Annotated in this window: 26 protein-coding genes and 1 other annotated feature; of the genes, 7 read left to right on the forward strand and 19 right to left on the reverse strand. The window is 59.9% G+C overall.

The window, feature by feature from the left end:
• Positions 1–46: 46 nt before the first annotated feature.
• Complete coding sequence (locus tag BSY240_RS09640) at positions 47–277, reverse strand: hypothetical protein (RefSeq protein ID WP_069042154.1); 231 nt, start codon at positions 275–277, stop codon at positions 47–49.
• Positions 278–554: 277 nt separating this feature from the next.
• Here BSY240_RS09640 and BSY240_RS09645 point away from each other — a divergent pair, with 277 nt between their 5' ends.
• Positions 555–1,034: a cupin domain-containing protein gene (locus BSY240_RS09645; protein WP_069042155.1), complete on the forward strand. Its 480-nt coding sequence runs from the start codon at positions 555–557 to the stop codon at positions 1,032–1,034.
• Between the two features lie 386 nt (positions 1,035–1,420).
• Here BSY240_RS09645 and BSY240_RS09650 read toward each other — a convergent pair whose 3' ends face one another.
• Positions 1,421–1,612, reverse strand: a complete 192-nt coding sequence (locus BSY240_RS09650; RefSeq protein WP_054148682.1) for a hypothetical protein — start codon at positions 1,610–1,612, stop codon at positions 1,421–1,423.
• Positions 1,605–2,429 (reverse strand): DUF547 domain-containing protein, encoded by an 825-nt coding sequence (locus BSY240_RS09655; protein ID WP_083229609.1) that lies wholly within the window; start codon positions 2,427–2,429, stop codon positions 1,605–1,607. The genes BSY240_RS09650 and BSY240_RS09655 overlap by 8 nt, the downstream gene beginning before the upstream one ends.
• A gap of 203 nt (positions 2,430–2,632) precedes the next feature.
• Here BSY240_RS09655 and BSY240_RS09660 point away from each other — a divergent pair, with 203 nt between their 5' ends.
• The gene (locus BSY240_RS09660; protein ID WP_083229728.1) at positions 2,633–3,181 is read left to right on the forward strand and encodes an RNA polymerase sigma factor; all 549 of its coding nucleotides are present in this window, start codon (positions 2,633–2,635) and stop codon (positions 3,179–3,181) included.
• Between the two features lie 301 nt (positions 3,182–3,482).
• Here BSY240_RS09660 and BSY240_RS09665 read toward each other — a convergent pair whose 3' ends face one another.
• A complete protein-coding gene (locus tag BSY240_RS09665; RefSeq protein WP_171901564.1) occupies positions 3,483–4,040 on the reverse strand; it encodes a TetR/AcrR family transcriptional regulator in 558 nt (185 codons plus the stop codon).
• Between the two features lie 160 nt (positions 4,041–4,200).
• On the opposite strand from BSY240_RS09665, the gene BSY240_RS09670 reads away from it, so the two are divergent.
• Entirely contained in the window at positions 4,201–4,767 is a 567-nt protein-coding gene (locus tag BSY240_RS09670; protein WP_069042159.1) for a carboxymuconolactone decarboxylase family protein, read from the forward strand.
• Positions 4,768–5,207: 440 nt separating this feature from the next.
• Here the strand turns inward: BSY240_RS09670 and BSY240_RS09675 are convergent, their stop codons facing one another.
• The 9 genes from BSY240_RS09675 to BSY240_RS09715 all read right to left on the reverse strand — a co-directional run bounded on the left by BSY240_RS09675 (position 5,208) and on the right by BSY240_RS09715 (position 16,671).
• Positions 5,208–6,842 (reverse strand): GMC family oxidoreductase, encoded by a 1,635-nt coding sequence (locus tag BSY240_RS09675; protein ID WP_069042160.1) that lies wholly within the window; start codon positions 6,840–6,842, stop codon positions 5,208–5,210.
• Positions 6,843–6,901: 59 nt separating this feature from the next.
• Positions 6,902–8,401, reverse strand: coding sequence for an FGGY-family carbohydrate kinase (locus BSY240_RS09680; protein WP_069042161.1), 1,500 nt, complete (start codon positions 8,399–8,401; stop codon positions 6,902–6,904).
• Complete coding sequence (locus BSY240_RS09685; protein ID WP_069043923.1) at positions 8,394–9,236, reverse strand: class I fructose-bisphosphate aldolase; 843 nt, start codon at positions 9,234–9,236, stop codon at positions 8,394–8,396. The genes BSY240_RS09680 and BSY240_RS09685 overlap by 8 nt, the downstream gene beginning before the upstream one ends.
• Positions 9,236–10,963 (reverse strand): glycerol-3-phosphate dehydrogenase/oxidase, encoded by a 1,728-nt coding sequence (locus tag BSY240_RS09690; protein ID WP_069042162.1) that lies wholly within the window; start codon positions 10,961–10,963, stop codon positions 9,236–9,238. Before BSY240_RS09690 ends, BSY240_RS09685 begins: the two co-directional genes overlap by 1 nt.
• A 61-nt stretch (positions 10,964–11,024) precedes the next feature.
• Complete coding sequence (locus BSY240_RS09695; protein WP_069043924.1) at positions 11,025–12,023, reverse strand: aldo/keto reductase; 999 nt, start codon at positions 12,021–12,023, stop codon at positions 11,025–11,027.
• A 4-nt stretch (positions 12,024–12,027) separates the two neighbouring features.
• Positions 12,028–12,993 carry a sugar-binding transcriptional regulator gene (locus tag BSY240_RS09700; protein WP_069042163.1) on the reverse strand — a complete coding sequence of 322 codons (966 nt, stop codon included), beginning with the start codon at positions 12,991–12,993 and terminating at the stop codon, positions 12,028–12,030.
• A gap of 32 nt (positions 12,994–13,025) precedes the next feature.
• Positions 13,026–14,027, reverse strand: a complete 1,002-nt coding sequence (locus BSY240_RS09705) for an ABC transporter permease (protein WP_069042164.1) — start codon at positions 14,025–14,027, stop codon at positions 13,026–13,028.
• A gap of 13 nt (positions 14,028–14,040) precedes the next feature.
• A complete protein-coding gene (locus BSY240_RS09710; RefSeq protein WP_069042165.1) occupies positions 14,041–15,579 on the reverse strand; it encodes a sugar ABC transporter ATP-binding protein in 1,539 nt (512 codons plus the stop codon).
• 75 nt (positions 15,580–15,654) lie between these two features.
• Positions 15,655–16,671: a substrate-binding domain-containing protein gene (locus BSY240_RS09715; RefSeq protein ID WP_069042166.1), complete on the reverse strand. Its 1,017-nt coding sequence runs from the start codon at positions 16,669–16,671 to the stop codon at positions 15,655–15,657.
• Positions 16,672–16,736: 65 nt separating this feature from the next.
• Here BSY240_RS09715 and BSY240_RS09720 point away from each other — a divergent pair, with 65 nt between their 5' ends.
• Positions 16,737–17,117: a putative quinol monooxygenase gene (locus BSY240_RS09720; protein WP_236759364.1), complete on the forward strand. Its 381-nt coding sequence runs from the start codon at positions 16,737–16,739 to the stop codon at positions 17,115–17,117.
• A 382-nt stretch (positions 17,118–17,499) separates the two neighbouring features.
• On the opposite strand, the gene BSY240_RS09725 is transcribed toward BSY240_RS09720, so the two are convergent.
• The 3 genes from BSY240_RS09725 to BSY240_RS09735 all read right to left on the reverse strand — a co-directional run bounded on the left by BSY240_RS09725 (position 17,500) and on the right by BSY240_RS09735 (position 20,559).
• Positions 17,500–18,576 carry an AI-2E family transporter gene (locus BSY240_RS09725; protein WP_069042168.1) on the reverse strand — a complete coding sequence of 359 codons (1,077 nt, stop codon included), beginning with the start codon at positions 18,574–18,576 and terminating at the stop codon, positions 17,500–17,502.
• A gap of 86 nt (positions 18,577–18,662) precedes the next feature.
• Complete coding sequence (locus tag BSY240_RS09730) at positions 18,663–19,469, reverse strand: transglutaminase-like domain-containing protein (protein ID WP_069043925.1); 807 nt, start codon at positions 19,467–19,469, stop codon at positions 18,663–18,665.
• Between the two features lie 139 nt (positions 19,470–19,608).
• Positions 19,609–20,559 carry a sensor histidine kinase gene (locus BSY240_RS09735; protein WP_069042169.1) on the reverse strand — a complete coding sequence of 317 codons (951 nt, stop codon included), beginning with the start codon at positions 20,557–20,559 and terminating at the stop codon, positions 19,609–19,611.
• Between the two features lie 14 nt (positions 20,560–20,573).
• On the opposite strand from BSY240_RS09735, the gene BSY240_RS24130 reads away from it, so the two are divergent.
• A complete protein-coding gene (locus tag BSY240_RS24130) occupies positions 20,574–20,756 on the forward strand; it encodes a hypothetical protein (RefSeq protein WP_171901565.1) in 183 nt (60 codons plus the stop codon).
• Between the two features lie 126 nt (positions 20,757–20,882).
• Here the strand turns inward: BSY240_RS24130 and BSY240_RS09740 are convergent, their stop codons facing one another.
• From BSY240_RS09740 to BSY240_RS09750, 3 genes are all read right to left on the reverse strand, one after another.
• Positions 20,883–21,134 (reverse strand): hypothetical protein, encoded by a 252-nt coding sequence (locus tag BSY240_RS09740; protein ID WP_069042170.1) that lies wholly within the window; start codon positions 21,132–21,134, stop codon positions 20,883–20,885.
• 374 nt (positions 21,135–21,508) lie between these two features.
• Complete coding sequence (locus tag BSY240_RS09745; RefSeq protein WP_069042171.1) at positions 21,509–22,363, reverse strand: universal stress protein; 855 nt, start codon at positions 22,361–22,363, stop codon at positions 21,509–21,511.
• 13 nt (positions 22,364–22,376) lie between these two features.
• Positions 22,377–23,882, reverse strand: a complete 1,506-nt coding sequence (locus BSY240_RS09750) for a SulP family inorganic anion transporter (protein WP_069042172.1) — start codon at positions 23,880–23,882, stop codon at positions 22,377–22,379.
• Between the two features lie 212 nt (positions 23,883–24,094).
• Positions 24,095–24,146: a sequence feature (sul1 is cis-regulatory element that is thought to sense ions involved in sulfur or methionine metabolism; They are found in Alphaproteobacteria), on the reverse strand.
• A gap of 434 nt (positions 24,147–24,580) precedes the next feature.
• Between BSY240_RS09750 and BSY240_RS09755 the strand changes: the two genes are divergently transcribed.
• Together BSY240_RS09755 and BSY240_RS09760 are read left to right on the forward strand one after the other, a co-directional pair.
• Positions 24,581–24,790, forward strand: coding sequence for a cold-shock protein (locus BSY240_RS09755; RefSeq protein ID WP_069042173.1), 210 nt, complete (start codon positions 24,581–24,583; stop codon positions 24,788–24,790).
• 138 nt (positions 24,791–24,928) lie between these two features.
• Positions 24,929–25,207 (forward strand): hypothetical protein, encoded by a 279-nt coding sequence (locus BSY240_RS09760; protein ID WP_069042174.1) that lies wholly within the window; start codon positions 24,929–24,931, stop codon positions 25,205–25,207.
• The last annotated feature ends 119 nt before the right edge of the window (positions 25,208–25,326 follow it).

A 25,326-nucleotide genomic window follows, 5' to 3' on the forward strand; every position in this document is an offset into this window, starting at 1 on the left:
TAGGGAAGCTGCGGGCAATACACATACCCTGCCTGCATAGGCGACGCTAACGTCTGTCGAGCAGGAACGCCTCCCCTGTCGCTTCCGCGAGATATTCGCCATGGCCGACAAGCTTCAACCTTCGACCATCGGACAATTCCATGGTCCGAATGCCTCTGTTGTCGTTCGCGCTCGGCTCCAAGGCCATCGTCAGCTCTGCGAGGTCTTCCATCTCGTAGAGTGTGACGGGTTCACCTGCTGATGTCTTTGCTTCATGCATGCCAACGATCTTTTTCATCATTCTCTCCGGTCAAGCGCGGCCTAATCGTGTGATCAAAAATTCTAGCCGCCATCCAGACGCGCGAAAGCATCGGAAACTACCTAGGGAGTGCATGGTAGTTTCACATTTAACCCGGATCCTGCTTTTTGAGGCGATACAGACCGCCCCCCTCAAGCCTGGGTAGTTTCCGACCCTAGTCGCGACCCAAAGACGCCGCGATATTGCGACGCAATCAGGCTCTGCCTGCAAAGGCCAGACGCACCGGTTCGCCAGAGCAATCTTAAGGAGATCGATCATGGGCAGCACCGCTGGTAGGATCAACGACATCGGTCCGAAGCCGCAATCGTTCGACATCGAGCGCGCATCGAAGGACAACAGCGATTATCGTTCGGTTGCCTGGAGTGGCCGCTATCTCCAGGTAACGCTGATGTCGATCCCCGTCGGCGGCGACATCGGTCTTGAAGCGCATCCGCAAACCGATCAGTTCATCCGCCTCGACGCAGGCAACGGTCGCGCGCAGATGGGAGATGCGAAAGACAAGCTCACGTTCGAAAAGGACGTCTCGGATGGCTGGTGTGTCCTCGTTCCCGCAGGGACCTGGCACAACATCACCAATACAGGGGCGACGCCGATGCAGGTCTATACGATCTACGCGCCGGCCCACCACAAGCCCGACAAGGTGCAGGCAACGGCGGCGACAGCAGAAGCAGACAAAGACGATGAACCGGCCCTATGGTCGGTGCAGCCAGATCACCGACCGGATCAACAGGGGTGATCTGATCGAAGCGGCACGCTGAGGCGGCCTTCCCTGACCAGCGTTCTATTGCGCAATTGCTGTTGGAAACATCAGGGAAGGCTGTCTTCGGCCGTCTCGCCGCCCTCGGTCTCCCATGACGATATTACGGCACTTTGTTTCCTGCTGAATTTGAGGCGGATCCCAGCACCAGCTCCGCGTGCTTCTGGTATGAACGTAATGCCCAGCCTTCCCAGCGTGTCTTTCAGCGCATCCGGGAACCCAACAGGAAGATCAGCGGTCTTTCGTCGTCCTGTCGCGATGACGTGATCGCCCGGGCGTGAAGGAGGCGAACAATTGCAAGCCCAATGCCCGATGATGCGCCAGTTGCGAATTAGGACATGGGTCACAGGACAATCGATGTGCGGTCAAATGCCACTTCTGCATGAACGGATCTGCTTGAAGATGATGGGGATCAGCGCGATCTCGGCCACCGTAAAGAAAGCAAGCGTGATTTCCCGGGTGATCAGATTGGATATGTGTGCCTCGCGTCCGGCTTCTTGTGCAGCGACCAGCACGCTGTCTACGCCCTGGCCGAGATGGGCATAACCGTTAGACATCGTTGAGTGACCAATCATAGACAAAGGAGCCGACAGAGGCTGTATCGATCCGTTGCGCAAGATCGGCACTGGCAAGGGATTTCCAGTGTGCCTTGAGCGCGCCCTTGCCGCCGAAGTCGTCGGCATACCAGGAATAGATTTTCGATGCAGTGATCTCGTCATCCGAGACTGTGACACCACGCGGATGGTTGACATAGTCACGGGCGTTTTCAGCGAGTAAAGCGTCGACATTGCCACCAGTGTAAGCCCTCGCCGCCAGGTTCGGGCATGAGTATGACGCGCAGTTCAGGCCGTAATGGCTCATCGGGTCCTTGAACAGAGCCCGAACGATTTCGTGTTCGACATCATCCAGCGAAAGCTCGACCCCGCCGACGACCATGATCTTCCTCGACCAGGGACCTGTTTTGAACAGGCCACCCCCGCCGAGCTTGATGTCTCTTATCGAGGCGACGGGATAATGGTCGATAATCACCTCGAGGGTCTTGGCGTTGTAGAGATTGATCCAGAACGCATGGCCCTCGTTGCGTGATAGTCCCGCAGGGTTGATGCTGGACAGTTCCGAAATGTAGGATTTGAGAACCGCCGCCCCATCTCTCCCAAGCGACTTGTAGTCGACTCGGTTGTAGCGGCTCTTGTCGGGTTTGACATGGCGCTGAAGCAATTGATCGAAGGCAGTGTGGTCGAGGCTCGCTGCTCCGGCTGGAGCGAAGGCTGCGAGGCCTGAGGCGCTGGCAGGCCGTGCCCCCATAGCGATTACGCCGGCACCCGCCAGACCAAGCATGGCGCGACGAGATAGTCGGCTGTGTATCGGTTTCATGCTCTTGTCCTTCTCGTTGTGAATCTGATTTTGCTCAAGAAGCCCCCGAATTCAGAGTCACGATGACTTGAAGCTCGCGAATCTTGCTGGACTTTCAGAACGATTGTTCTGTTAATGCCTCGCCAACATCGACTGGAGGGGCTGTGGAAGATAACGAGTGTGATGACGCGATCTTGCTTCCGCGGCTGGTCGTAGGCGATCGGATGGCTTTTCAGCGACTGTTTCGGCTGCACAATGCCCCGATGATCCGTTTTGCGACTGGCATCGTCAGAAGCCGTCATGTGGCCGAAGAAGTCGTCCAGGATACCTGGGTCTCGGTCCTCGGACGGATCGATCTCTTCGAAGGACGAAGCTCTCTGGCAAGCTGGATCTACGCCATTCTCGTCAATAAAGCCCGAACCGTTGCGAAGCGTGAGGGCCGCATCGTCTTCTTCGACGATGCCGGTGATGGCAACGGCCTTGCAGATGCCTTTGACGGGCGCGGTCGCTGGCGCGACATTCCCGAGCTCTGGGATGAGTTGACGCCGGACAGACATGTTGAGGGCCGCAGCGTCCTTCAGCACGTCGAAGCGGCCATCGAGGCGCTCCCGCCGGCGCAGCGCGCGGTCCTGATCCTCCGCAGCCAGCAGGAACTCGAGGCCAAGGAGGTCTGCACTCTTCTCGGCATGAGCGAGGGCAACATGCGCGTGCTTCTCCACCGGGCTCGTGTGAACGTGCGAAACGTCCTCGATCGGCTCAACAAGGATCTCTGACATGGCGCTTGGCGTAGCGCACTCCAGTATCGGCGCAATGCAGGCCGAGACTAGGTCCGCATATCCTGCCCCAATGGCAATCCGATTGCGGTTCAACCGTTTTGGTCGCGACCAAAGACGATTGGACCGGGCGGAGTTTTGATCGGTCGATGCAACCCGGGCTCCTTGCGAAACTTCGGCCCAACAGGCCTGCTGCACGAAGGACTATCGAGCATTCAATTTGTTACACAGGAGGAAGCAAAAACGTCGCCAGAGGTTTCTCGCAGGCGTGTTCAGGTCGCCAAACAAGTTCGCCAATTCCTTATGGAGCGGCGCTTAGGCTCGTCACAGCGGTGACTGCCGCTTGGGCGACAGGTTTGAGCTCATCGGCTGTCTGGCCAGAGCGCGCCTTGAGCGTCATCCCGCGGGCCACGGACGCAATCATTCCTGCTACAGCCCCAGGCGCGATCTTGGCGTTAGCGGGCCACGGGGCCAATTGAAGGCGTGCCTCTATTTGCTTTTCCATCGCCACGAAACGACGGTCGAGCTCTACCGTGAAGACCGGGTTGGTTCCCGCTGCTTCCGCCAGGACGCAGGAGATCAGGCAACCTGGTGTCTCACGATCCGATGAGGCAAGATAAATGACCTCATCGAAGAAGGCAGACAAATCCTCAGCAAGCGTGCCCTTCGGTCCCAGCGCAGCAATAATACGCGATACGCGCGTCTCGCCGTAGCGGCCGAGCGCAGACAGAAACAGGCCCTGTTTGTCTCCAAAGAGCTGATAGAGGCTGGCGCGAGGCATGTTCATCGCCCGACACAGCCTGTCGATCGAAGCCGCTTCATATCCTTCTGCCCAGAAAGACCTCATCGCTGCTTCCAACGCAGTCTCCCGATCAAAGCCGCTGGGACGGCCCCGCTGACGGGTTGTTGGGGTGGTGGCTGCCATTGATCACCTAATTCTGGACTGATCATTCTAAAATAACTGTTCATTCCTCGAAATTCAATTTAAAGAATGACTGTTCTGAAATTAAGGAGGCTTCATGACTCGCACCCCTCTTCTCGATATGCACCCCGAAACACTAGAAGCATCAACGGGCGAGGCGCATGCCTTGTTGGCGACGGCAAAGTCAAAACTCGGCTTCGTGCCCAATATGTATGGCTACATGGCGAAATTGCCGCCGGTCCTCGCCAACTACATGTCGAGCTATGACGCCTTTCGCAACCAGTCCGGCTTTACACCTGCTGAACAGGAAACTGTGTTTCTCACCATCAGCCGCGTTAATGGCTGCACCTACTGCATGGCCGCACATTCAATGATTGCCGACAAGAAGTCGGGCGTACCTGCAGCATCTCTTGCGGCGCTCAGATCCGGAAAAGAATTGCCGGATGCCGGACTTCAGGCTGTCGCAGCTTTCACCGAAGTCATGGTCATCTCGCGTGGCAATCCTGGAAAAGCGGCGGTCGATGCATTTATCCAGGCTGGCTACACCGAACAGCACATCCTGGGCATCGTATTGGCGATCGCTGCAAAAACGTTTTCCAACTACGTCAACCACCTGGCAGGAACTACGGTCGATCCGGTATTTGCGCCTTATTCGGTGGATTGATACGGCATGGCAAAGAACAATTGAGGTGCGCCCCGAATAGGGGCGCCCTCTAGAGACAGCCATTGAAAACGGGCGTCCGAGATCGGCACTGGATGAGATATTGTCTAGCCTGAAGCGAAGGCTCTCCCGCCATGTTGACGTCAGCCCAAAGCCAGAGCACAAAGATGGCATCCACGGTCGTTCTCGGCGGAAAAACAGAGGGAAATCAAAGGTAATTTTCCAAGCCTTCGAAATGAGGCGAGGAATTTAGGTTCTTCAGGCCGGCCATTGTAGGTCGGTTTTCCGCTGAAAATCAGCGTCCGTTTATCACAGAAGAAAGGGACGCCTTCTCAAGAACTTAAGCAATTCTGGCTGCTGTTCTTCGGGCCAGCCGTCATGCTTAAAACGGGTCTCGCAAAATCGGCTGGGGACGTTAGTCGGCGCCCGAATGGTAATAGACCTCACTGAGCTGGTTCACCCCCCATCCGGTCCTGCCGGATCAGGTCGGCCGCTTTCTCGGCGATCATCACCACCGGTGAGGCGGTATTGCCCGAGACGATGCTGGGCATGATGGAGGCATCGACGACGCGCAGGCCCTGGATGCCAGTCACCCGCAGCGAGGGGTCAACCACGGCATCGGGGTCCGGGCCCATGCGGCAGGTGCCGACGGGGTGAAAGATGGTGGTGGCGATGTCGCCGGCCTTTTGCAGCAGGGCTTCGTCGTCCTGGAACTCAAGGCCCGGCAGGATCTCCTCGGGTTGGAAGGGGCGAAGGGCTGCAGCCGACATCACCTGTCTTGCTTGGCGGATGGCGGCAATCGCGACGGAACGATCCTGGTCGGTCGAGAGATAGTTCGGACGGATCTCCGGCTGCAAGGCCGGATCGGCCGACGTTATGTGGCAGGTGCCGGCGCTGGTCGGGCGCAACTGGCAGACCGAGACGGTGATGGCCGGAAACGGGTGCAGCGGGTCACCGAGCTTGTCGGTGGAGAGCGGCTGGATGTGATATTCGATGTCGGGCCGGTCTTCTTCCGGGTTGGACCTCGTGAACATGCCGAACTGGCTGGGTGCCATCGACATGGGACCCGAACGGTAAAGGGCATATTCGGCAGCGATCTTCATCTTGCCGCGCCAGGAATTGGCAAGCTGGTTTAGCGTCACCACGTTTTTTACCTTGAAGACCGTGCGGATCTGCAGATGATCCTGCAGGTTTGTGCCGACGGCAGGTTTCGCCATGGTAACATCGATGCCGAGCGACCAAAGGCGGGCGGGATCGCCGATGCCGGAGAGTTCAAGCAGCTTCGGCGAGTTGATCGCGCCGGCGGCGAGGATCACTTCGCCTGACGCCTTTGCGGAGAACGCGCCTCCCAGCGTGCGATACTGGACGCCGGTCACGCGTTTGCCTTCCAAGGTCAGGCGTTCGACCAGCGCATGCTGGACCAGGCGTAGATTGGGGCGTTTGAGGGCCGGCCTCAGAAAGCCGCGGGCCGTGTTCCAGCGGACGCCCTTGTGCTGGTTGACATCGAAGAAGCCGGAGCCTTCATTATTCCCGTCGTTGAAGTCGGCGCGCGGTTCGATGCCGAATTCGCGGGCGCCTTCCTGGACGGCCTCCAGGATATCCCATTTCAGGCGCTGGCGGCTGACCTTCCAGGGGCCACCGTTTGCATGCATGTCTCCTGACGGTCCGTGATAGTCCTCCGACTTCAGGAAATAGGGCAGCACATCCGACCATCCCCAGCCGGGATTGCCGAGGTCACGCCAGCCGTCGTAATCGGCCGCCTGGCCGCGCATGTAGATCATGCCATTGACCGACGTGCAGCCGCCGAGCACCTTGCCCCGCGGATAGGCGAGGCTACGGCCGTTGAGCCCGGGTTCGGATGCGGTGCGCATCATCCAGTCAGTGCGCGGATTGCCGATGCAGTAGAGATAGCCGACGGGGATCTGTACCCAGTGATAGCGGTCAGAGCCTCCGGCCTCCAGGAGCAGCACGCGGATCTTCGGATCCTCCGTCAGGCGGGCGGCGAGCACGCAGCCTGCCGTCCCTGCCCCGACGATGACATAGTCATAGTCGCCATCGAGCCGTATCGTGTCCGGCATGGTCTGTCCTTTCGTTGGCGATCAGGATCGCCTCTGTTCGTCTGTGGTCTTTAGCCGGCCTAGGGCTTCAGGCGGAGTGCGCTCCAGAAGTCCCGCATCTGGTCGGTCAGGGCCGTGTAGAGCCCGTATCGCCTGCGAAAATGCTCCGTCCGTTCCGTATTCGGCTGGAAGTCTCTGGCAGAGCGGGTCATGGCGGCAACGGCCTCTTCGTAGGAGGCATAAAGGCCGATCGCGACCGTGGCACCGATTGCAGCCCCGAGAGCACCCGTCTCCTGGGCCTCTGCCACGGTGAGCGGGATCTCCAGGACATCGGCCATCATCTGCGGCCAATGGGGGCTGCGCGAGCCGCCGCCGGACATGACTGCGCGGTCGACGGCCAGACCGGCGTTGCGCAGCACTTCGATATGCCGTCGATGCTCAAAGCAGACGCCTTCGAAGAGCGCCCGGATCATGTGGCCTTCGCCATGCCACCCGGCCAGCCCATAAAAGCCGCCGCGAAACTCGGCGCCGAGGCGCGAGCCGAAGATGAAGGGATGGAAGAAGGGGTCGTCGGCGCGGGCCACGACCTTGCCGACCTCTTCGTTGCAGCGATCGAAGGCTTCGCCGCCATGGTCGCCGCGCATGCGATGCACATACCATTCGAGATTGGCGGCCGATGTCGCGCTGGATTCAATGTTGACGTATCGCCCCTGCCCGAAGGTCGTGACCATGAAGACGTCGGGGCTGATGACGGGCTCATCGGCAAAGACCTGGTTGATGCTCCAGGTCCCCGCGATGACGGAGGCTTCACCGGCATGGATGACGCCTGAACCCATGGCGCTTGAGACGACGTCGAAATAACCACCGATCACAGGCGTACCTTCCGCGAGACCCGTTGCCTTGGCGGCCGCTGCGGTGACCCGACCGACAATATCTGCGGACTGCACGCGTTCGGGGAAGAACGGCAGGGCATCCTCAAGATGGTAGAGGCCAAGCAAATCAGCGTCGAGTTCGCCCTCCGGCATGGCAAGGAGCCCCGCACCGCTGAGGTCGGAGATATCGTTGGCCAGGCGTTCTGTCAGGCGGAAGTTGATGTAGTCCTTGCAGAACAGGACAGCGCCGATCCTGGCATATGTCTCCGGCGCGTGGCGCTTGATCCAGGCGAGCAGGCTCGGGGTCTGCGATGGCCAGGGGCGCTGCAGACAGCGCGCCTGGAGTGCGTCTCCGTTCTCCCGGTCGAGTTCTGCGGCGATATCGGCTGCCCGGCTGTCCAGCGACTGTATGCCTTTCAGCGGCTGATAGGACCGATCGAGCAGATAGAGGCCGTTGCCATGGCCGGCACATCCAAGGCCAAGGATCCGCGTGGGATCGACACCGGATATGGAAATCACTTCGCGGATCGCCGCGCAGCCGTTTTCCCAGAGTTCTGAGAGATCACGCTCGACATGGCCGGGTTCGGGAAAGCTCGACTGGCCGTCGATGGCGCACTGTGCGATCTGGTGGCCCTCCGTGTCGAAAAGCACGGCCTTGATGACCGTGTTTCCGACATCGACACCCAAAATGTAGTTCTTCTCAGCCACGGTTATAAATGTCCCATGCTTCTTCGCCGCTGGCGCGCTGATGGATGATCGCCATCAGTGCCTTCACGACCGCCTTCGGATTGTCATGCTGATAGATGTTGCGTCCATAGACCATCCCGTTTGCGCCTTGAGCAATCAGAGCCGCTGATTTCGCCAGCACGACGCGCAGATCTTCGCGACCGCCTCCACGGACCAGAACCGGGCAGCGGGCAGCTTCGATGACCTTGTGGAAGTCCTCGGGATCGCTGGTCGGATCGGCCTTGATGATATCAGCGCCCATTTCGGAGGCCAGGCGGACCAGCGTGACGATCTTCTCGGCATCGCCGTCCACCTGATAGCCGCCCCTGATATCATTGGGCAGCATCACCAAGGGCTCGATCATCAGCGGCATGCCATAAAGATGGCAATCGGCGCGGACGCGGGAGATGTTTTCGACGCATTGGCGAAAGAGTTCCGGCTCGTCTGGCAGCATGAACAGATTGACGACGACGCAGGCCGCATCCATTTCCAGCGCGCCGATGATCGGTTCGTCATGGTTCTGCAGTTGCGACCACATGCTGCGGTGGCGGGTGGAATTGTAGGGATTGCCCATGTCGATGCGCATCACCAGAGCCGGCTTGTCACGTTCGGGTCTTGCCTGCAGCAGATCGGCCTGGCCATAGGCCATCTGGATGGCATCGGGACCTGCTTCGACGAGCTTGTCCACCACGCCTGCCATGTCCTCCAGGCCGATCAGAAAGCTCGGCTCGTTGCAGACACCGTGATCGATGGCGACGTCGAGGCAGCCGCCCTGACGGAACAGCCTGTTCATTCGTGCCTTCTTGGAAATTCGCATCATGACGCCTTGTCCTTTTCCTTGCATCTGTCCTGAAGCATTGCGACCGAGACCCCGTAATAGGTCCCGAGTTCATCGATGAGTTGCCGCCGCTCCGCCAACATCTGCTCACCCGACCAGGCAAGCTCGCGGGCCATGACGGTCAGCAGGGTGTCGAGAATTTCGAGATCGATCTGGCCGGTGATCGCAAGGCTCGTGCGGCGGAGCACGATGTCGGCCAGGTGGAGGACGTCTTCTCCCCCGATGAGCCAGAGGATTTCGGCCAGCGTCATCACAGTTGTGGAGGACAAGGGAACGTCGTCCGGGTGTCCGTCGCAGAAGGCCATGAGATCGAAGGCGCGCGATCCATAGGTGGATGCCAGGTGATCGGCGCGGGCCTTGCCGATCGGAAACTCGCGGGAGAGCAGAGCCGACAACCGCTCGCCATCGGCCGGGTAGTTCCGGCCGCCACCGATCGGGCGGTCGGCGGTTGTCGCGATGCGGGGACGGCCGAGGAAGGCGAGCACCTCGTCGGTCACCTGTTCACCAAAGGCGCGGAAGGTCGTCCACTTGCCGCCGACCATGCAGAGCTGGGGCGGATCGCTCTCGACCCGGTGAATGACATGGCTGCGTGAGATCTTGCCCGTGAATTCCGCATCGCTGCGCGGCAGCGGACGGATGCCGCTGAAGCTGAAGACGATATCGGAGGCAGCGATGGCGAGATCCGGAAAGACGGTGCGGATCGCAGCGAGAATATAGTCGCGTTCCTCAGGCTCGCAGCGCGTCCGGCCCGGCTTGTCGACCTTGATATCCGTCGATCCGGCCAGGACGCGGCCGAGATAGGGAAAGAGGATGCAGACCCTGTTGTCGGTGTTCTCGAAGAAGATCATGTGGCCGTTCAGAGCCTGGTAGAGCGCGTCATTCGCGAGGATGAGATGTGATCCCTTGGTCCCGGTCACGGTCTTTTCGGCTGGTGCTGCGCCGTCGCTGAGCGCCGTGATGGTCTGATCGATCCATGCGCCTGTGGCATTGACGATCATGCGGGGACGCACGACGATGAGTTCGTTCGACCCCTCTGCCGAGAGCTGGTAGCTGTCGCCGATCCGCAGAAGTTTCGCGTAGTTCAGCGCGATCGCCTGGGGCGCGTCGTGTCGCGTATCGAGGACAAGTTCGAGTGCCAGGCGCTCCGGCTGGCTGATCCAGGCATCGTAATAGGTTGCGGAATAGCGGACCTGAGACGTCAAGGCCGGCCAGAGGGCCCGGGTGCTGCGGGCATTGCGGAACTGGTGGCGCGGGAGAAGCCGGTTCTTGCGGGTGACAAAATCATAGAGCGAGAGGCCCGCCTTGATCGCGAGCGCGCCACGGCTCGATGGTTTACCGACTGAGCCGAAGAAGGTCGCAGCCGCGTTGAAGAAGCCGCTGAAGATCGAGTGGATCGGGATCGTCGTCGGCAGGGGGTGGACCATGTGGGGTGCGAGCCTGAGCAGTGCATCGCGCTCGGCCAAGGATTCCCGGACGAGATTGAATTCGCCATTTTCGAGATATCGCAGGCCGCCATGGATCATGCGCGAGGGGGCGGCACTGCAGCCAGAGGCGAAATCGTCCCGCTCGACCAGAAGCACGCGCAATCCCTGCAGCGCCAGATCGCGAAAGGCGGCGATACCATTGATGCCGCCGCCGACCACGACGGCATCAAAATCGCCGTCCTGTCGAATTCGCCTGAGCGCGTCCTCGCGGAATGTGGACATGGAAGTACCGTTCGCTGGTTTTGAGGCCAACGTCCCAATTCTCTGTTGTGGTCTGTGAGGGTTACCGGTCGAGTTCGACCAGATGGTCTCTAATGCCGGCCGTGATGGTCGACAGTTCGTGTTCGGTCAGGCGCAAGCGTGCGGCACCGGCATTCTCGATCGCCTGGGTGGGGTCGCGCGCACCGCACAGCGAGAAGGTGATGCCCGGCTGGGCGAGCGTCCAGGCGATGACCACCTGGGCAACCGATGCCTCGTGCTGGTCAGCGATCGAGCGGATCACATGCATCAGTCGAGCGACCTTCTCCCGATTGCCGAGGCTGAAGCGCGGATTGCCATGCCGCTGGTCATCGTCGGCAAAGATGCGCTCGGGACCGATCTTGCCCGAGAGCAGGCCGAGCGCCAGCGACGAATAGCTGAGAATGGAAACCCCGTTGTCGAGACAGGTCGGAACGAAGCTCGTCTCGATATCGCGTTTCACCATGGAGTATTCCTCCTGGATCGCGTCGAGCGCACCGGTTGCGAGATAGGCGGCCAGATCTGCCTCTGAGACATTGCTCGCGCCGATCGAGCGGATCTTGCCCTCGTCCTTCAGGCGAAGCAGTTCCCCGACCGTCTCGGCAATCGGCGTCGTCGCATCCTGCCAATGGGTGACATAGTGGTCGATATAGTCGGTGCCCAAACGGCGCAGGCTTTGTTCGACTTCGTAGCGGATGGAGGACGGCCCGAGATAGCGGTGTACCGGCTTGCCGGCCTGCTCGAAGAAGTAGGTCCCCTCGCCGACATGCCAGACGAGACCGCATTTGGAAACGAGCACGACCTTGTCGCGCTGGCCTGCAATCGCCTTGCCGACGATCGTTTCAGCCAGCCCCATGCCATAGGCGGGTGCGGTATCAATGAGCGAGACGCCGGCATCCACCGAGGCCCTGATAGCGTCGATCGATTGCTTTTCGTCGGTGCCGCCCCACATCCAGCCGCCGATGGCCCAGGTTCCGAGCCCGACTGCCGATGCCTTGATGCCACTTTGGCCGATGGGCCTGTTGAGTATGCCTTGGTCCGTCACCGGATCATCCTTCCCCATGTGTATCGAGTGCCCGGGCGATTTCTTCGTCCACCACGAGCGAGGTCAAAAACCGTCCGGCAAGGGTTGCTGCCACCGGGCCCGCCTTCAGGCTGCCTGCCGCGACGCCGATGATGGTCGGGCAGTTGGCAAGGTCTGCCGGGTCGAGTGCGACGACCCGCGAATTGAGATCGATCTCGGCGAGCGAACCGTCCGCCTTGATCAGATGCGCCAGAAATTCCCCGGCAATGCCCGCGTCAACAAGCGCCTGGCCGCCACGTGCCGGATCCGGCAACAGGTCGTAATAGCCGGAGCCTGGTGCCTGGACGGAGCCGATACCGACAAGGGCCACGGTCGCCTGGCGTGCCAGATCGAAGACCTCGCGGATCGAGGCGACATTCATCAGAAGGTCGCGCTGCTTATCGTCCTCGGCAAACAGCGGGGCATGGACGAGCTGCGCGGTGCCTCCAAGCTTGTCGGCCAGTTGCGTCGCCAGGTGGTTGACGTCGGTATAATGCTTTCCCTGCACGCCGCCGGTCAGCGGCACGACACGGACATCGAAACGGCGCTCGGCCTCGAGGTTTTCGACCACGGCACTCACCGCCTTGCCGCCGGTGATGGCGATGACGTCGCCGTCGCGAAGCGTTTCGAGGAGATGGTTGGCCGCGACTCGTCCGACCATCTGCAGCGTCGTCTCGGGATTATCCGATACGGTGGGCGTGACCACAGACTGCTTCAGGCCAAAGCGCTGCGTGACGTCGTTTTCCATATCGACCAGCCGCTGATAGGGGCTGGAGATGCTGATCTTGACCATGCCTGCCTTGCGGCCAGCGGCAATCATACGGTTCACCTTCGTATGCGAGAGGTTGAGCTTCTCGGCGATCTCCGACTGCTTCACACCCTCGATGAAATGCAGGACGAGGACCGAATACATCTGGCGCTGCTGATCGAATTCATCCCTGTTGTCCACCATGACGCGTCATCTCCTCGTTGCTTCCCGGCTGCTCAGCGGCGGCGCTTGACCAGGTAGTGGTCGAACAGCACGGCGGTGAGCAGAATGCTTCCCTTGATGATGTCCTGCCAGTAAACCGACACATTGAGCAAGGCGAGCGAGCTGGAAACCACCGAAAGCAGGACCGCGCCGAGGATCGCACCGAAGATGGTGCCGGCACCGCCCGAGAGGCTGGCGCCACCGATGACGGCAGCGGCGATCACGTTCAGTTCCATGCCGACGCCGAAACTGGGCTGGGCGGAGCCGAAGCGGGCCATGTAGATGACGCCAGCCACACCGCAAAGCGCAGAGCAGAGCGTGGTGGTGGCGAAGACGACGCGGCCGACGCGGATGCCGGAATAGGCGGCCGCCTTGGGATTGCTGCCGGTGTAGAAGACCTTGCGGAAGGCCGTTGTCCGGCGCAGCAGGAAGTCGAAGGACACCACGACGACCACGAAGATGATGATGACTAGCGGGATGCCGTAGACAGCGCCCTGGCCGATGAACTTGAACTCCGGCGGCAGGGAGAAGAGCCCGAGCGGTCGACCACCCGTCGCCAGCAGGCAGATGCCGCGGGCAATCACCATGACGCCGAGCGAGACGATGAAATGGTGCAGGCCGACCACGGTGGTCAGAAAGCCCATGAACATGCCGATGCAGGTGGTGACAGCGATGGCAAAGGCGGCAGCGGCCCAGGGATCGATCCCGTTCAGGAAGAGCCAGCCGGCGACCACCATGGCCAGCGCCGTAACCGAGCCGACCGACAGGTCGATGCCGCCCGAGATCAAGAGGATCGTCATACCGACCACCACGATGCTCTCGACCGCGAAGGCCATGGACATGGCCCGGAGATTATCCACCGTCAGGAAGTAGGGTGAGATGAAGGACATCACCGTGAACAACGTCAGGATGATGACGATCAGGCCTGTCTCGCGCGCCTTGATCGCAGGTGTCCACCACTGTGCGCGGCGCTCGGCGGCCGAGCCTGCGTGATGCTGTGTTTCGATCGTTACCATTTGTCCCACTCCCTCATGCTTCGCCGTGGGGCGACGCATCGCCCTGGGTCAACTGACTGCTGATCGATGCAAGCTGCATGATCCGTTCTTCGGTCATCTCGGCACCGGTGACCTCTCCGGTAATGCGCCCCTCGCGGACCACCAGCACACGGTCGCTCACCCCGATGAGCTCGGGGAGTTCCGAGGATATGACGACGACACCAACGCCCTCATTGGCGAGGTCCCTGATCTGGCGATGGATTTCCGCCTTGGCGCCGACATCGACACCACGGGTCGGTTCGTCGAGGAACACGACCTCAGGCTCGACCGACAGCATTCTGGCAAGCGCGACCTTCTGCTGGTTGCCGCCGCTCAGCGTGTTGACGGCGTCGCCCACCCCGTTGGAGCGCAGCTTCAGCCGCGTCCCGTAGTGCTCGGCGCGTGTCGTTTCCTGCCGGCGGCTGATCAGGCCGAAGGGATTGGCCACACGCTTGAGATCAAGCGCCGAGACATTGCTGGCGATGGACATGTTGAGAAACAGGCCGTCGCCCTTGCGGTCCTCGGAGACATAGACCAGCCCCTCGCGAATGCTGTCGCGATAGTCGCGGAGAGAAAGTTTCCGGCCCTTCAGCACCACCTCGCCCTCGGCCTTGCCTTCCAGCCGGCAGATGGCGCGCACAATCTCGCTGCGCCCCGCCCCGATCAGGCCGGCCAGGCCGAGGATCTCGCCCTTGCGTAAGTCGAAGCTGACGTTGGAGACCCTTCGCCCTTCGGTCAGATTGCGCACCGAGAGAATAACATCGTCGGACTTTGCATCCGGCGCCTGCTTGGGCGGATAGAGCTTGTCGAGCACGCGCCCGACCATGCTGTTGACGACATCCTGCGGGGTGATCGCCGCGATTTCCGCCGTCTTGATGTGGCAGCCGTCGCGCATGATGGTGATCCGGTCGCAATGCTGGAAGATCTCCGCCATGCGGTGGGAAATGTAGATGATCGCGATGCCGCGATCGGCGAGGCGACGCATGATCTTGAACAGCGTCTGCGCTTCGGTTTCGGTGAGGGCCGCCGTCGGCTCGTCGAGGATCAGAATGCGGCAGTCGAGCGTCAGCGCCTTGGCGATCTCGACGATCTGTTGCTGCGAAATCGAGAGATCGCCAGCACGGCGCCTCGGATCGATATCGCCGATTTCCTTGAGGATCTCGCCGGCGCGGACGACCAGTGCGCGGTAATCCATCAAAAGGGTCCGGCTGCGGCCGGTCTCCGCCATGAACATGTTTTCGGCGACGGAGATCTCCGGGCAAAGGGCGATTTCCTGGTGGACGAAGCCGATGCCGAGCCGGTTGGCGGCATTCGGCGAAGCGATGCGAACGGGAGCGCCGTCGAGACGGATCTCGCCACGGTCGGGCTGCAGGATGCCGTCGATGATATGCATCAGCGTCGACTTGCCCGCACCGTTTTCGCCGGCCAGCGCATGGATTTCGCCCCGACGCAGTTCCAGTTCGGCGCCACGCAGGGCCTGGACCGGTCCGAACGACTTGTGCACATCCGTCATGCTGAGGACGACCTCCGCCATGACACCCCTCCCCTTCCATCACTTCGACTTCCCCGGCGCCGCGCGACGCGCCGCCGGGGTCATGCAGGTCGGCGCTCAGCGCCCCTTCATGTATTCGTTGAGGTCGAAGGATGCGGCGTTCGCCTTGGTGATGACCGCAAAGCCATTGTCCATCGACGGAACCTGCATCGGGTTGAAGCCCGACACCTTGTAGTCGTTGAACGGGTCGATCAGTTCCGGATGGGCGCCGAGGAAGGTATTCATGAAGCCCATGAAGCCCTGGATGCCCTGGTTCGGATTGATCGACATGTGGATATTGCCCTGCTTGATGTGCTCGAGCGTGGTGGGCGTGATGTCGGCGTGCAGGATCAGGACCTTCTTCTTGGCTTCGAGCACGGAGGCAACCGCGCCTTCTGCCGAACCCGCTTCGGGGATCCAGAGAGCACCGAGGTTCGGATTGGCCTGCAGCATGGCGGAGACCGCCTGATAGGCCGCGTTGGAATCCTGGTTGGTCGCCTGGCGCCCGACCAGCTTCATGTCCGGATGGGTTCGCTCCATGTAGTCGATGAGTGCGGTCACCCGCAGGTCGTGGTTGCTCTGGCCCGGATTTTCGAGAACCGCATATTCGCCCTTGCCGCCGAGCGCCTTGACGATTTCTTCGGCTGCAAACTTCGCCTCGGCGACATTGTCGGAGGTGATATAGGCAGTGCGCTTGGACATCGGCGAGTCTGCCGCAAAGGTCGTGACCGAGATGCCGGAGTCGATGGCCCGGTTGATCGGCTCGATGAACGGATCCGACTGCATCGGATGCAGCAGGATGCCCTTCGGCTTCTTCACCACTTCCTGCTCGAAAGAGGCGATCTGCTTGGTGATGTCGTATTCCGGCGTACCGGTAAAGGCAGCCTCGCAGCCCAGCGCCTTGGCCGCCTGCTTGAAGCCTTCGAAGACCGGGACCCAATAGGGATGGCCGGAGACCATGACGTTCATGACATAGGTTTCGCCCGGCTCGCAGGCAAACTTTCCTTCGGCGTTGGCCGGCGCGACGGCCCCGGCAATGGCGGCGGCGGCGGCAATCAGGCCGATGGCGGTGGCGGCCTTCAGAGACTTCAGCATTTTTCCCCTCCCAGAGATGGTGATCAACTGCAATAAAAATCGCCTTAAGCAATTTATTGCATGACGTGATCAATATCGCGGCGAAGGGCTTGCGTCAATCACGTCTGCATAATATTTTTGTTTCTGAAATTTATTTCACGCAGGGGGATCACATGAACCAACAGCGACGGTCGATTGGCGTGCATCTGCGGATGACCTGTGCACCTCTGGAGGCAGATAGCCTGCTGAGTGCCCTTCAGGATCTGCAGCGCTTGAGCCGCGAAGAACCCGGAAACCGAATGTTCGACATTCTGCAGTGCTGCGAGCATGCCGGTGGTTTTCTGGTCCTCGAAGAATTTGAAAACGGAGCGGCGCTTGCGACCCACAGGGCATCGGACCACTTCCGGCGATTCAAGGAGGCCACGGCATCGCTGACGTTGACGATCGAGCGTTATGCCCCGGTCTGATGCGGCACGTCACCGGGTGACTGCAGCATTAGCCTTCGAAAGCGTGAGAGTTTCAGGTCTTGCAACGACAATAGAATCACGGAAGCACATGATGGGTCAGACGCGGATATAATTGCCGCTCTCCCGTCATGTTGACGTCAACCCAAAGCCGAGGCGCAAAGATGGCATCCACGGTCGCTCGCGGCAGGAAAACCATAGGAAAATCAAAGGAAATTTCTCCAAGCCTCAGAAATCATGGGAGAATCGAGGATCCCCAGCCAATTCCCCCCAAAAGCCCTGATTCCTAAGTTTTTCCGTCATCCCGGATCCCGTTTTGGCGTCGTCGGCGACCTGATGCCCAAAACTGATGCCCAAGCCGAAATCGGCACGCGCGACCTTTCGCTTAACCCTCCATGCCGGACCTGACCGAAGCCGATGCCGGTTTCTGTTGTTGTAGCGTGAACAGTGACCATGCCGAAATGAACAGCGCCGCAATGAGTGGCCCGATAACGAAACCGCTCAGGCCAAAGAGCGAGATTCCACCGACGGTCGAAATGAGGACGACATAGTCCGGCAGTCTCGCGCCCTGCCCGACCAAGGGAGGACGCAGAAGGTTGTCGATCAGACCGATAACGAGAGCGCCGACCGCGACCATGACGATCCCCTTGATCCAGGCACCAATGAGGAAAAGCCAGATAGCGGCCGGCAACCAGACGATCGCGGCGCCAATGGCCGGGAGCATCGAGAGAAACGTCATCACAACGCCCCAAAGGAGGGCCGCCTCTATGCCCAGGGCCCAGAAGGTTAATCCGCCGATGACACCTTGGACTATCGCGATGATTACATTGCCACGGACCGTGGCACGGACAACCGCCGCGAATTTGTCGACGAACTGCCGGGTGTAGTCGTCGCTGAGCGGAATCGAGTGGCGCAAGGTCTTTGCAAGGGATGCGCCATCCCGAAACAGGAAGAACAAAAGGTAGAGCATCAGCCCCATGCCTATGAAGAATTGCAGCGTGTTCTGACCAAAGCTCAGTACTCCGCCTGCAATTGACTGGCCTGCCTCCATCAGGCCGGACGAGAGCTGTGCCCACAACTCGGCAAAGCCATCAAGCTTCAGCGAAGTCAGCCAGGTGCCCACAAACTCCGGAAGCACCGCCTGCAAACGCAGAAGATGGGCGTTCAGGTCAATTTCATTGCTGCTGATGCGCTGGTAAAGGCTCGTCCCTTCTTGAATGAGGGATGCAAGGATGCCGAGAGCCGGCAGGATGACGAGGCAGATGCAAAGAAGCAGCGTCAGCAATGCCGCCACGGTTGCGCGACCACCCAGCCACCGCTCCAGCCGCTTATGGACCGGGAAGAAAAGGATCGCCAGGATGACGGCCCACAACACCGCTGTGTAATAGGGAATGAGAAGCCACACGAAGGCAATCGTTATGATGAAAAGCAGCACGTAGAAGCTTGCTCGCTGAATGGTCATTTGGGCACCTTCCTTTGTCGGCTCGGTCTCGCGCCCATGGCGATGGTTCGAGGTCTTCGTCCATCGCGCCAGGTGCCTGATGGCCGTCAGTCAACTTCTTCCGTGACGACTTCGAAATGCGTCAGCGTTGCTGGCCCAAAGGCTGTCGAGAGCGCGACATCCGTGGCATCACGCCCCCTCGCCATGAGGATGCGCCCGATACGCGGGACATTGTGGCGCGCATCGACGGTCCACCAGCGACCGCCGAGATAGACTTCGCACCAGGCACTGAAATCCATGGGATGCGGATCCTTCGGCACGCCGATATCACCGAGATAACCGGTGCAATAGCGGGCTGGGATGTTGAGGCATCGGCAGAGCGTGATGGTGAGATGCGCGAAATCGCGGCAGACGCCTGTCCGGTCCATGAAACCGCCATGAGCAGTGCGGGTCGGGTCGGCCCTGTCATAATCGAAGACAAGATGGCCATGGACGAAGTCCAAGATGGCCTTCACCCGCGGCCAGCCCAAAGGCGTTTCGGAAAACTGCTTCCAGGCAAAATCGGCCAGACGGTCCGTGTCGCAGTAACGGCTCCCCAGCAGGAAAACCAGGACATCGTCGGGCAAGTCCTGAATTGGAAGCTGAACGGCCTGTTCGGGCAGGGCTTCCAACAGGCCGCTGTCGCTCACATCGAATTGGGCCGAGATCATCGTTCGGCCAGCAGGCGCCACGATCCGGCTGCAGGCATTGCCGTAAGCATCGAGATAATCGCGCTGGGAAATCGGGCGGCTGAAGGAGAGGTTTTCTTCGCTGCACAGATCCCGTTCCCGCGACGGGTGAATTTTGAGGACGAGCAGCATCGGAGTCTCGTTCTGACACGCGTATTCGATGTTAAACCCTGCACGGATCTTCATGCCATCGTCTTTCTGAAATCTCGCCAAGCCAGTCTACTCATGGCAACGGTTGACGCGCGGCGGCGTTCCTCTCCATCCCCGGATCCCGAAATGGAGACGCTTGTCAGCGTCACCCCGCCGCCATCCAGCGGAAAAAGCCTCAGGCTGCGGTACTCGTGTTCGAGTGGAACGTCGCATGGGCAACGGTGACACTCATGCCCTTGTCGCTGGATGCAATCTCGACCCGCGCGTCGAGCTGCTTGGCGAGCGGCTCGATGATCAAAGATCCGAGACCAGATCCGGACTCAGTCGGCTTTTCCGTCACGCTGCGACCGAGACCGTAGTCAGCGACGACCAGCCGCCAGTCAGTATCGCGTGTCTTGTAGCTGACGAGCACCCGTTCAGACCCAGTGGACACCGGGAAGGCATATTTTATGGCGTTGATGATAAGTTCGGTCACGATCAGGCCGATGCTCACGGCGTTGCGTGACGGGAGGGTGCTTTCACTGGCATGCAGATCAATTGAGATCGGCCGGCTATCCAGAATGATCGACTTTGCCAAACCGTCACAGAGCTTCTGCAGATAGGCCGAAACTTCGATCTCGTCGACGCCATCCATCAAGTGCAGGTCGTTCTGCACCGATGCGACCGACATGACGCGCTGGCGGGCGTCTTCGAGATGGCGACGGCTTTCCTCGGACGTCACGGCGCAGGCCTTGAGCATCAGAATGCTGGCGATGATCTGCAGACTGTTGGCCACCCTGTGCTGCATTTCCTGAAAGAGAACGTGCTGTTGGACGAGCAATTCTTCCGTGCGCTCCAGCAGTGCCTGCTTCTCAGCTTCCGCTCGCCTTGCCTCAGTGATGTCGCGAAACGCGAGCAGCGTGTTCGGGGCGAATGATCCGCCATAATCGACGGTTCGCGCCGACATCAGGAGCGTGCGGCGTCCGATCTTGGCGACATCCCTGTCGAATTCGAAGGTCTCGAAGAAGGTAGCGTTCGCTGCAACCAGCCGCATATGACTATCGAGCACAACGAGGGGTTCCGGTATGCTTTCAACGATAGCGAGCGCGAGCCTTTTCGCGTCACTCGGGTCCCCGAATTGCTGCATCGGCTATCCCCTCCATGGCAAGGCTGACTATCGCAATTGACTTCTGGCCCGGCCACCAAGAAATACTACGCCTCGTTGTTCCCTTTGGCCATAACAATCGACATGTGTTGTTTGCCAAGGGCTTGACGACCTTCGCACAGAAGTTCGCCGCCGATTTCAGCCGTCTTGATGCCGATCAACTCCCGCCTGTGGCCTGATGATATGGTGCATCTCATGATCCTCTCGGAGGATCCCCTGAGCAGGACGTGCGATGCTTGCATACAGGATCTCGGCACGACGGATTGATCACAGGGAGAGCGTGGCGCGTACCTCGGCCGCAGAGGTCAGGTGAACCGACTAACGCTCGTATAGTCGATCAGTCGCCCTGCCGATGTCAGCTTCAGCGCACTGGCAAAGGTTCCGGCTGCATAGGTGGCACCGAGACCACCATCGGTCAGATTGAACGCTGCGCGGAAATAGGAGCCGGAAACAGAGACGAAGTAGGTCTGGCCAAAGCTTGAAAGCGCCATCAACAGCGCACCGAACAGCAGCTGCTGCCAGTTGGCGCTGGCAAAATCGCAATAGCTGCGAACCATTGGCACTTTCCAAAACGATATGCGCCCGAGGCAAGACCTGCACGTTGACGAAACGTGATCGAAACGGATGAGCGGTGCTTGTGTAACGCAGCAGTTTCTGACGCGCTACCGGCAACCGGGGTTCGGCGGCGAGGGTTGAGATCCTCGGCCAGGGTTGCTGCTGCATGGCGTCCATGCGGGATAATCGTCCCACGCTCTGCTGATCCAGCTAGACTGGAGCTCGATATTCGCGGCTTTCGTCAATCAGCGGAACCATCTCAATCAGCTCGTGTTCGAGACGACACTTGAACGCCTCGACGATATCGGGATCCTCGAACGTTTTCATGGTTTTCTTCCGGGCAAGAGGGCGGGCATTTTACCCGCCCGTCCTGATCTCAGCGGAAGATGACGACCGGCACCTTGCAGGAGCGGATCATCTCCGTCGTCGTCGAGCCGATGAAGAGGGAGCGCAGCCGGGAATGGCTGTAGGCCCCCATGGCAAGGAGGTCGAAGCCTTCCTTTTCCACCATCTCCGAGATCACCTTGTCGGGCGCTCCCTGCACGAGTGCGACTTCCGGGGCGTAGCCCGCCGCCTTCAGGATCACAGCAGCATCATCGAGCTTCTTGCGGTTCTCGCTCGTGTCCGAACCCGCCATCACCACCGTGCAGCCGAGACCGTCAAGGATCGGGCTGCGGGACACCTGGTTGACCGTTTTCATGGCCATGGTGCCGCCGTCATGGGCGATCAGCAGCTTGGCGACCGGCTTGAAGGCGCGCGAGGCGATGACGATCGCCTTTTGGGTCGAGCGCACGACACGTTCAAGGTTGGATCCGAGGTGGCCCTTGGCAAAGTCGGCACCCTCCCCACGCTTGCCGATAACGATGATGTCGGCATTGGCCTCGAATTCCAGCACGGTCTCGACCAGATCACCGTTGCGCAGCTTCGTCTCGACATTGGCAACGCCAGCATCGTTGAGCCGGGCCTTTGCCTCGCCGAGCAACAGACGTCCACGTTTGTGGGCAACCTTGGCCTGCTGCGCATCAAGTTCTGCCAGTTCTTCAAGAAGCGCCGTGCGGGCACCCAGCCCGATATTGCCGCTGAGGTTGACTGGCTCGGAGGCGAGATCCCGCCTGCCGATGACGTGGAGGAGTTCGACGGTCACGTCGGTTTTGCCTGCGATCCAGGCAATGTAGTCGCATACGCTCTGGGCATAGGGCGAGCCGTCGATCAATCCGAGTATTCTTGTCATTTTTGATCCTCCCTCAATGGCCCATCAGACGTTCCATGGCGCCGGGCTTGTCATGGATGGCGAGCTTGTCGACGATGGTCTCGCTTGCCTGATTGAGGCCAATGATTTCGACATCCGCGCCTTCACGACGGAACTTGAGCACGATCATGTCGAGGGCCGCGACGCTGGAGATATCCCAGATATGGGCATGGCTGACGTCGATGGTGACCTTGTCGAGGGCTTCCTTGAAGTCGAAGGCCTTATTGAAGTCCTCGACGGAGGCAAAGAACACCTGCCCTTCGACCGTATAGGTGCGATGCATGCCGTCAGCCGACACAGCCGAAGTAACGCGGAAAATCTGCGAGATCTTCCAGGCGAAGAAGACGGCCGAAAGCAGCACACCGATCAACACGCCGATGGCGAGGTTGTGGGTGTAGACGACACCGATGACGGTCGCGATCATCACGATCGACGACGACCGCGGGTGATCCCTCAGATTCTTGATCGAGGACCAGGAGAAGGTGCCGATCGAGACCATGATCATGATGGCGACGAGTGCTGCCATCGGGATCTGACTGACGAGATCGCCCAACACAAGAAGCAGGAAAAGCAGGAAGACGCCGGCGCAGAAGGTCGATAGACGTCCGCGACCGCCGGACTTCACGTTGATGATCGACTGGCCGATCATCGCGCAACCGGCCATGCCGCCGATGAAGCCGGTCGCCGTGTTGGCGATGCCCTGGCCGATGCATTCGCGGTTCTTGTCGCTCGGCGTGTCGGTCAGATCATCGACGATCTGAGCCGTCATCAGCGATTCCAGAAGCCCCACGGCTGCCACAGCGATGGAATATGGCAGGATGATCATCAGCGTTTCGAGATTGAAGGGGATCTGCGGGATCAGGAAGATCGGCAGGGTCGACGGCAGCTCGCCCATATCGCCAACGGTGCGGATGTCGAAACCGAACCAGAGCGAGAGCGCCGTGAGAACCACGATGCAGACGAGCGGCGACGGCACAGCCTTGGTGACATAGGGGAAGAGATAGATGATCCCGAGACCGGCGGCGACCATGATATAGGTGAGCATCGGCACGTCGATCAGTTCCGGCAGTTGCGCCATGAAGATCAAAATGGCGAGCGCGTTAACGAAGCCGGTCATGACGGACTTCGAGACGAAGCGCATGACGTAACCGAGTTTCAAAATACCCGCGACGATCTGGATCAGCCCCGCCAGGACGGTCGCCGCCAAGAGATACTGGAGGCCATGGTCGCGCACCAGCGTGACCATGAGGACTGCGGTGGCGGCAGTGGCGGCCGAGATCATGCCAGGACGACCGCCGACAAAGGCGATAAGGACAGCGATCGAGAAGGAGGCATAGAGGCCAATCTTCGGATCAACGCCAGCGATGATCGAAAAGGCGATGGCTTCGGGGATGAGGGCGAGTGCCACCACGAGCCCGGCCAGAACATCTGCCCGGATGTTGCCGAACCATTCGGCTTTGAGGGTTCCTATATAATCGCGATTCAAGTGTGTGTTCTCCATGCCGGCGACGCTTGGGAGTCCGTCAGCGCGGCGGGTCAATTGTGAATGGATGCGTGACGTCGCGCGCACAGAATGTGAGCATGATGAGCACGGCGAGCGCCGTGGTGATCGACGTCGGTTCTATGGCGCAATCAGGCCGTCATGGTCATTGGGGATGTCCAATCGGAATACTCGCTGCAGCGATATCGATAGAGATATGGGCAGGAGTCAGCTGGTTGCCGGGGGATAGGCGCCCGGAGAAGCCACCCGCTTTGCGGGTCCGGTTGATGGTGGCAATATTGCGGCAAACAGGCCTAAGGGCAAGTGAAAAATCCCTCGCCCAGGCTGATGTCGCAGCGAACGGGTCGAAGGTAGGGCCTTGGCCTTAGTTTCGCTCGATGGCTACAGGGAAGCCTCCATTAGCAGTAGGTCTGCATCCAGCAGCGAGGGATCACGAATTGAATGACCGAAGGGAAGGCGCTTAGCGGAAATGAGGTCCGACACCGGACCACCTAAAACTGAACTCGGCAATGACAAAACCAAAGGTTGACAACCTTCTGAAACACTCATACAAGGAGTGATCGATATTTTGCTGCTGAGCTTTGGTTATCGCGCGTTTGGCACCGCGCCCTGAACGAACCCTCCCTTTAAAGCATCGCTATCACCATCCGCTGCGCAATCGCGCGGGGGTCTCTCCTATTGCTACGAAAGGGTTCATCATGACCACTGGCACAGTAAAATGGTTCAATTCCACCAAGGGCTTCGGCTTCATTCAGCCTGACAACGGCGGCCCAGACGCATTCGTTCACATCTCGGCTGTTGAACGGTCCGGCATGCGCGAAATCGTCGAAGGCCAGAAGCTGTCTTACGACATGGAGCGCGACAATAAGTCGGGCAAGATGTCGGCCTGCAACCTTCAGGCCGCCTGATATATCAGGGATCTGCTTTCCTCTGACCACGGATGTACTGGCAGGGTGAGAGCGCGAGACCAATGAAGGTCAGGCAATTGCCTGGCCTTTTTTTATGCCTCACTCGCAGCCGATACCGGACTGCAGACGGGAGCCTTCATGACACAAACAGCAGCAGCAGAACTTCAGGCGATCAACACTGCCTGGCAGATCGCCATTCAAGAGATCCTGAGGGTCGTCGTACGCGATATGTACATGTCTGGTGACGAGCCCGCATTCAGATCGCATGTCAAGCGGATCGAGGAGACAGCGGTCGACAGCATCTACAGCGGCTTGGTGCTTCGAGGTACCGACGAGTGGACGGAAGTCCTGGTCAAGGAAAAGGCCAGCAATTTCGTGACAACGCTTCTGACCTCGTTCACCTACGACAAGGTTTGATCCAGAAGCTCGACTTGGTCCCGGCGCCCTCTGGTCGGCTCGCTTGTTGATATGCCGAGTTGAGGCTGGATACTATATTTGACGCCTGACCCTGCTATGGTCGAAACGCCCGATGCGAC

This window comes from Agrobacterium sp. RAC06 (assembly GCF_001713475.1).
Taxonomy (GTDB): Bacteria; Pseudomonadota; Alphaproteobacteria; order Rhizobiales; family Rhizobiaceae; genus Allorhizobium.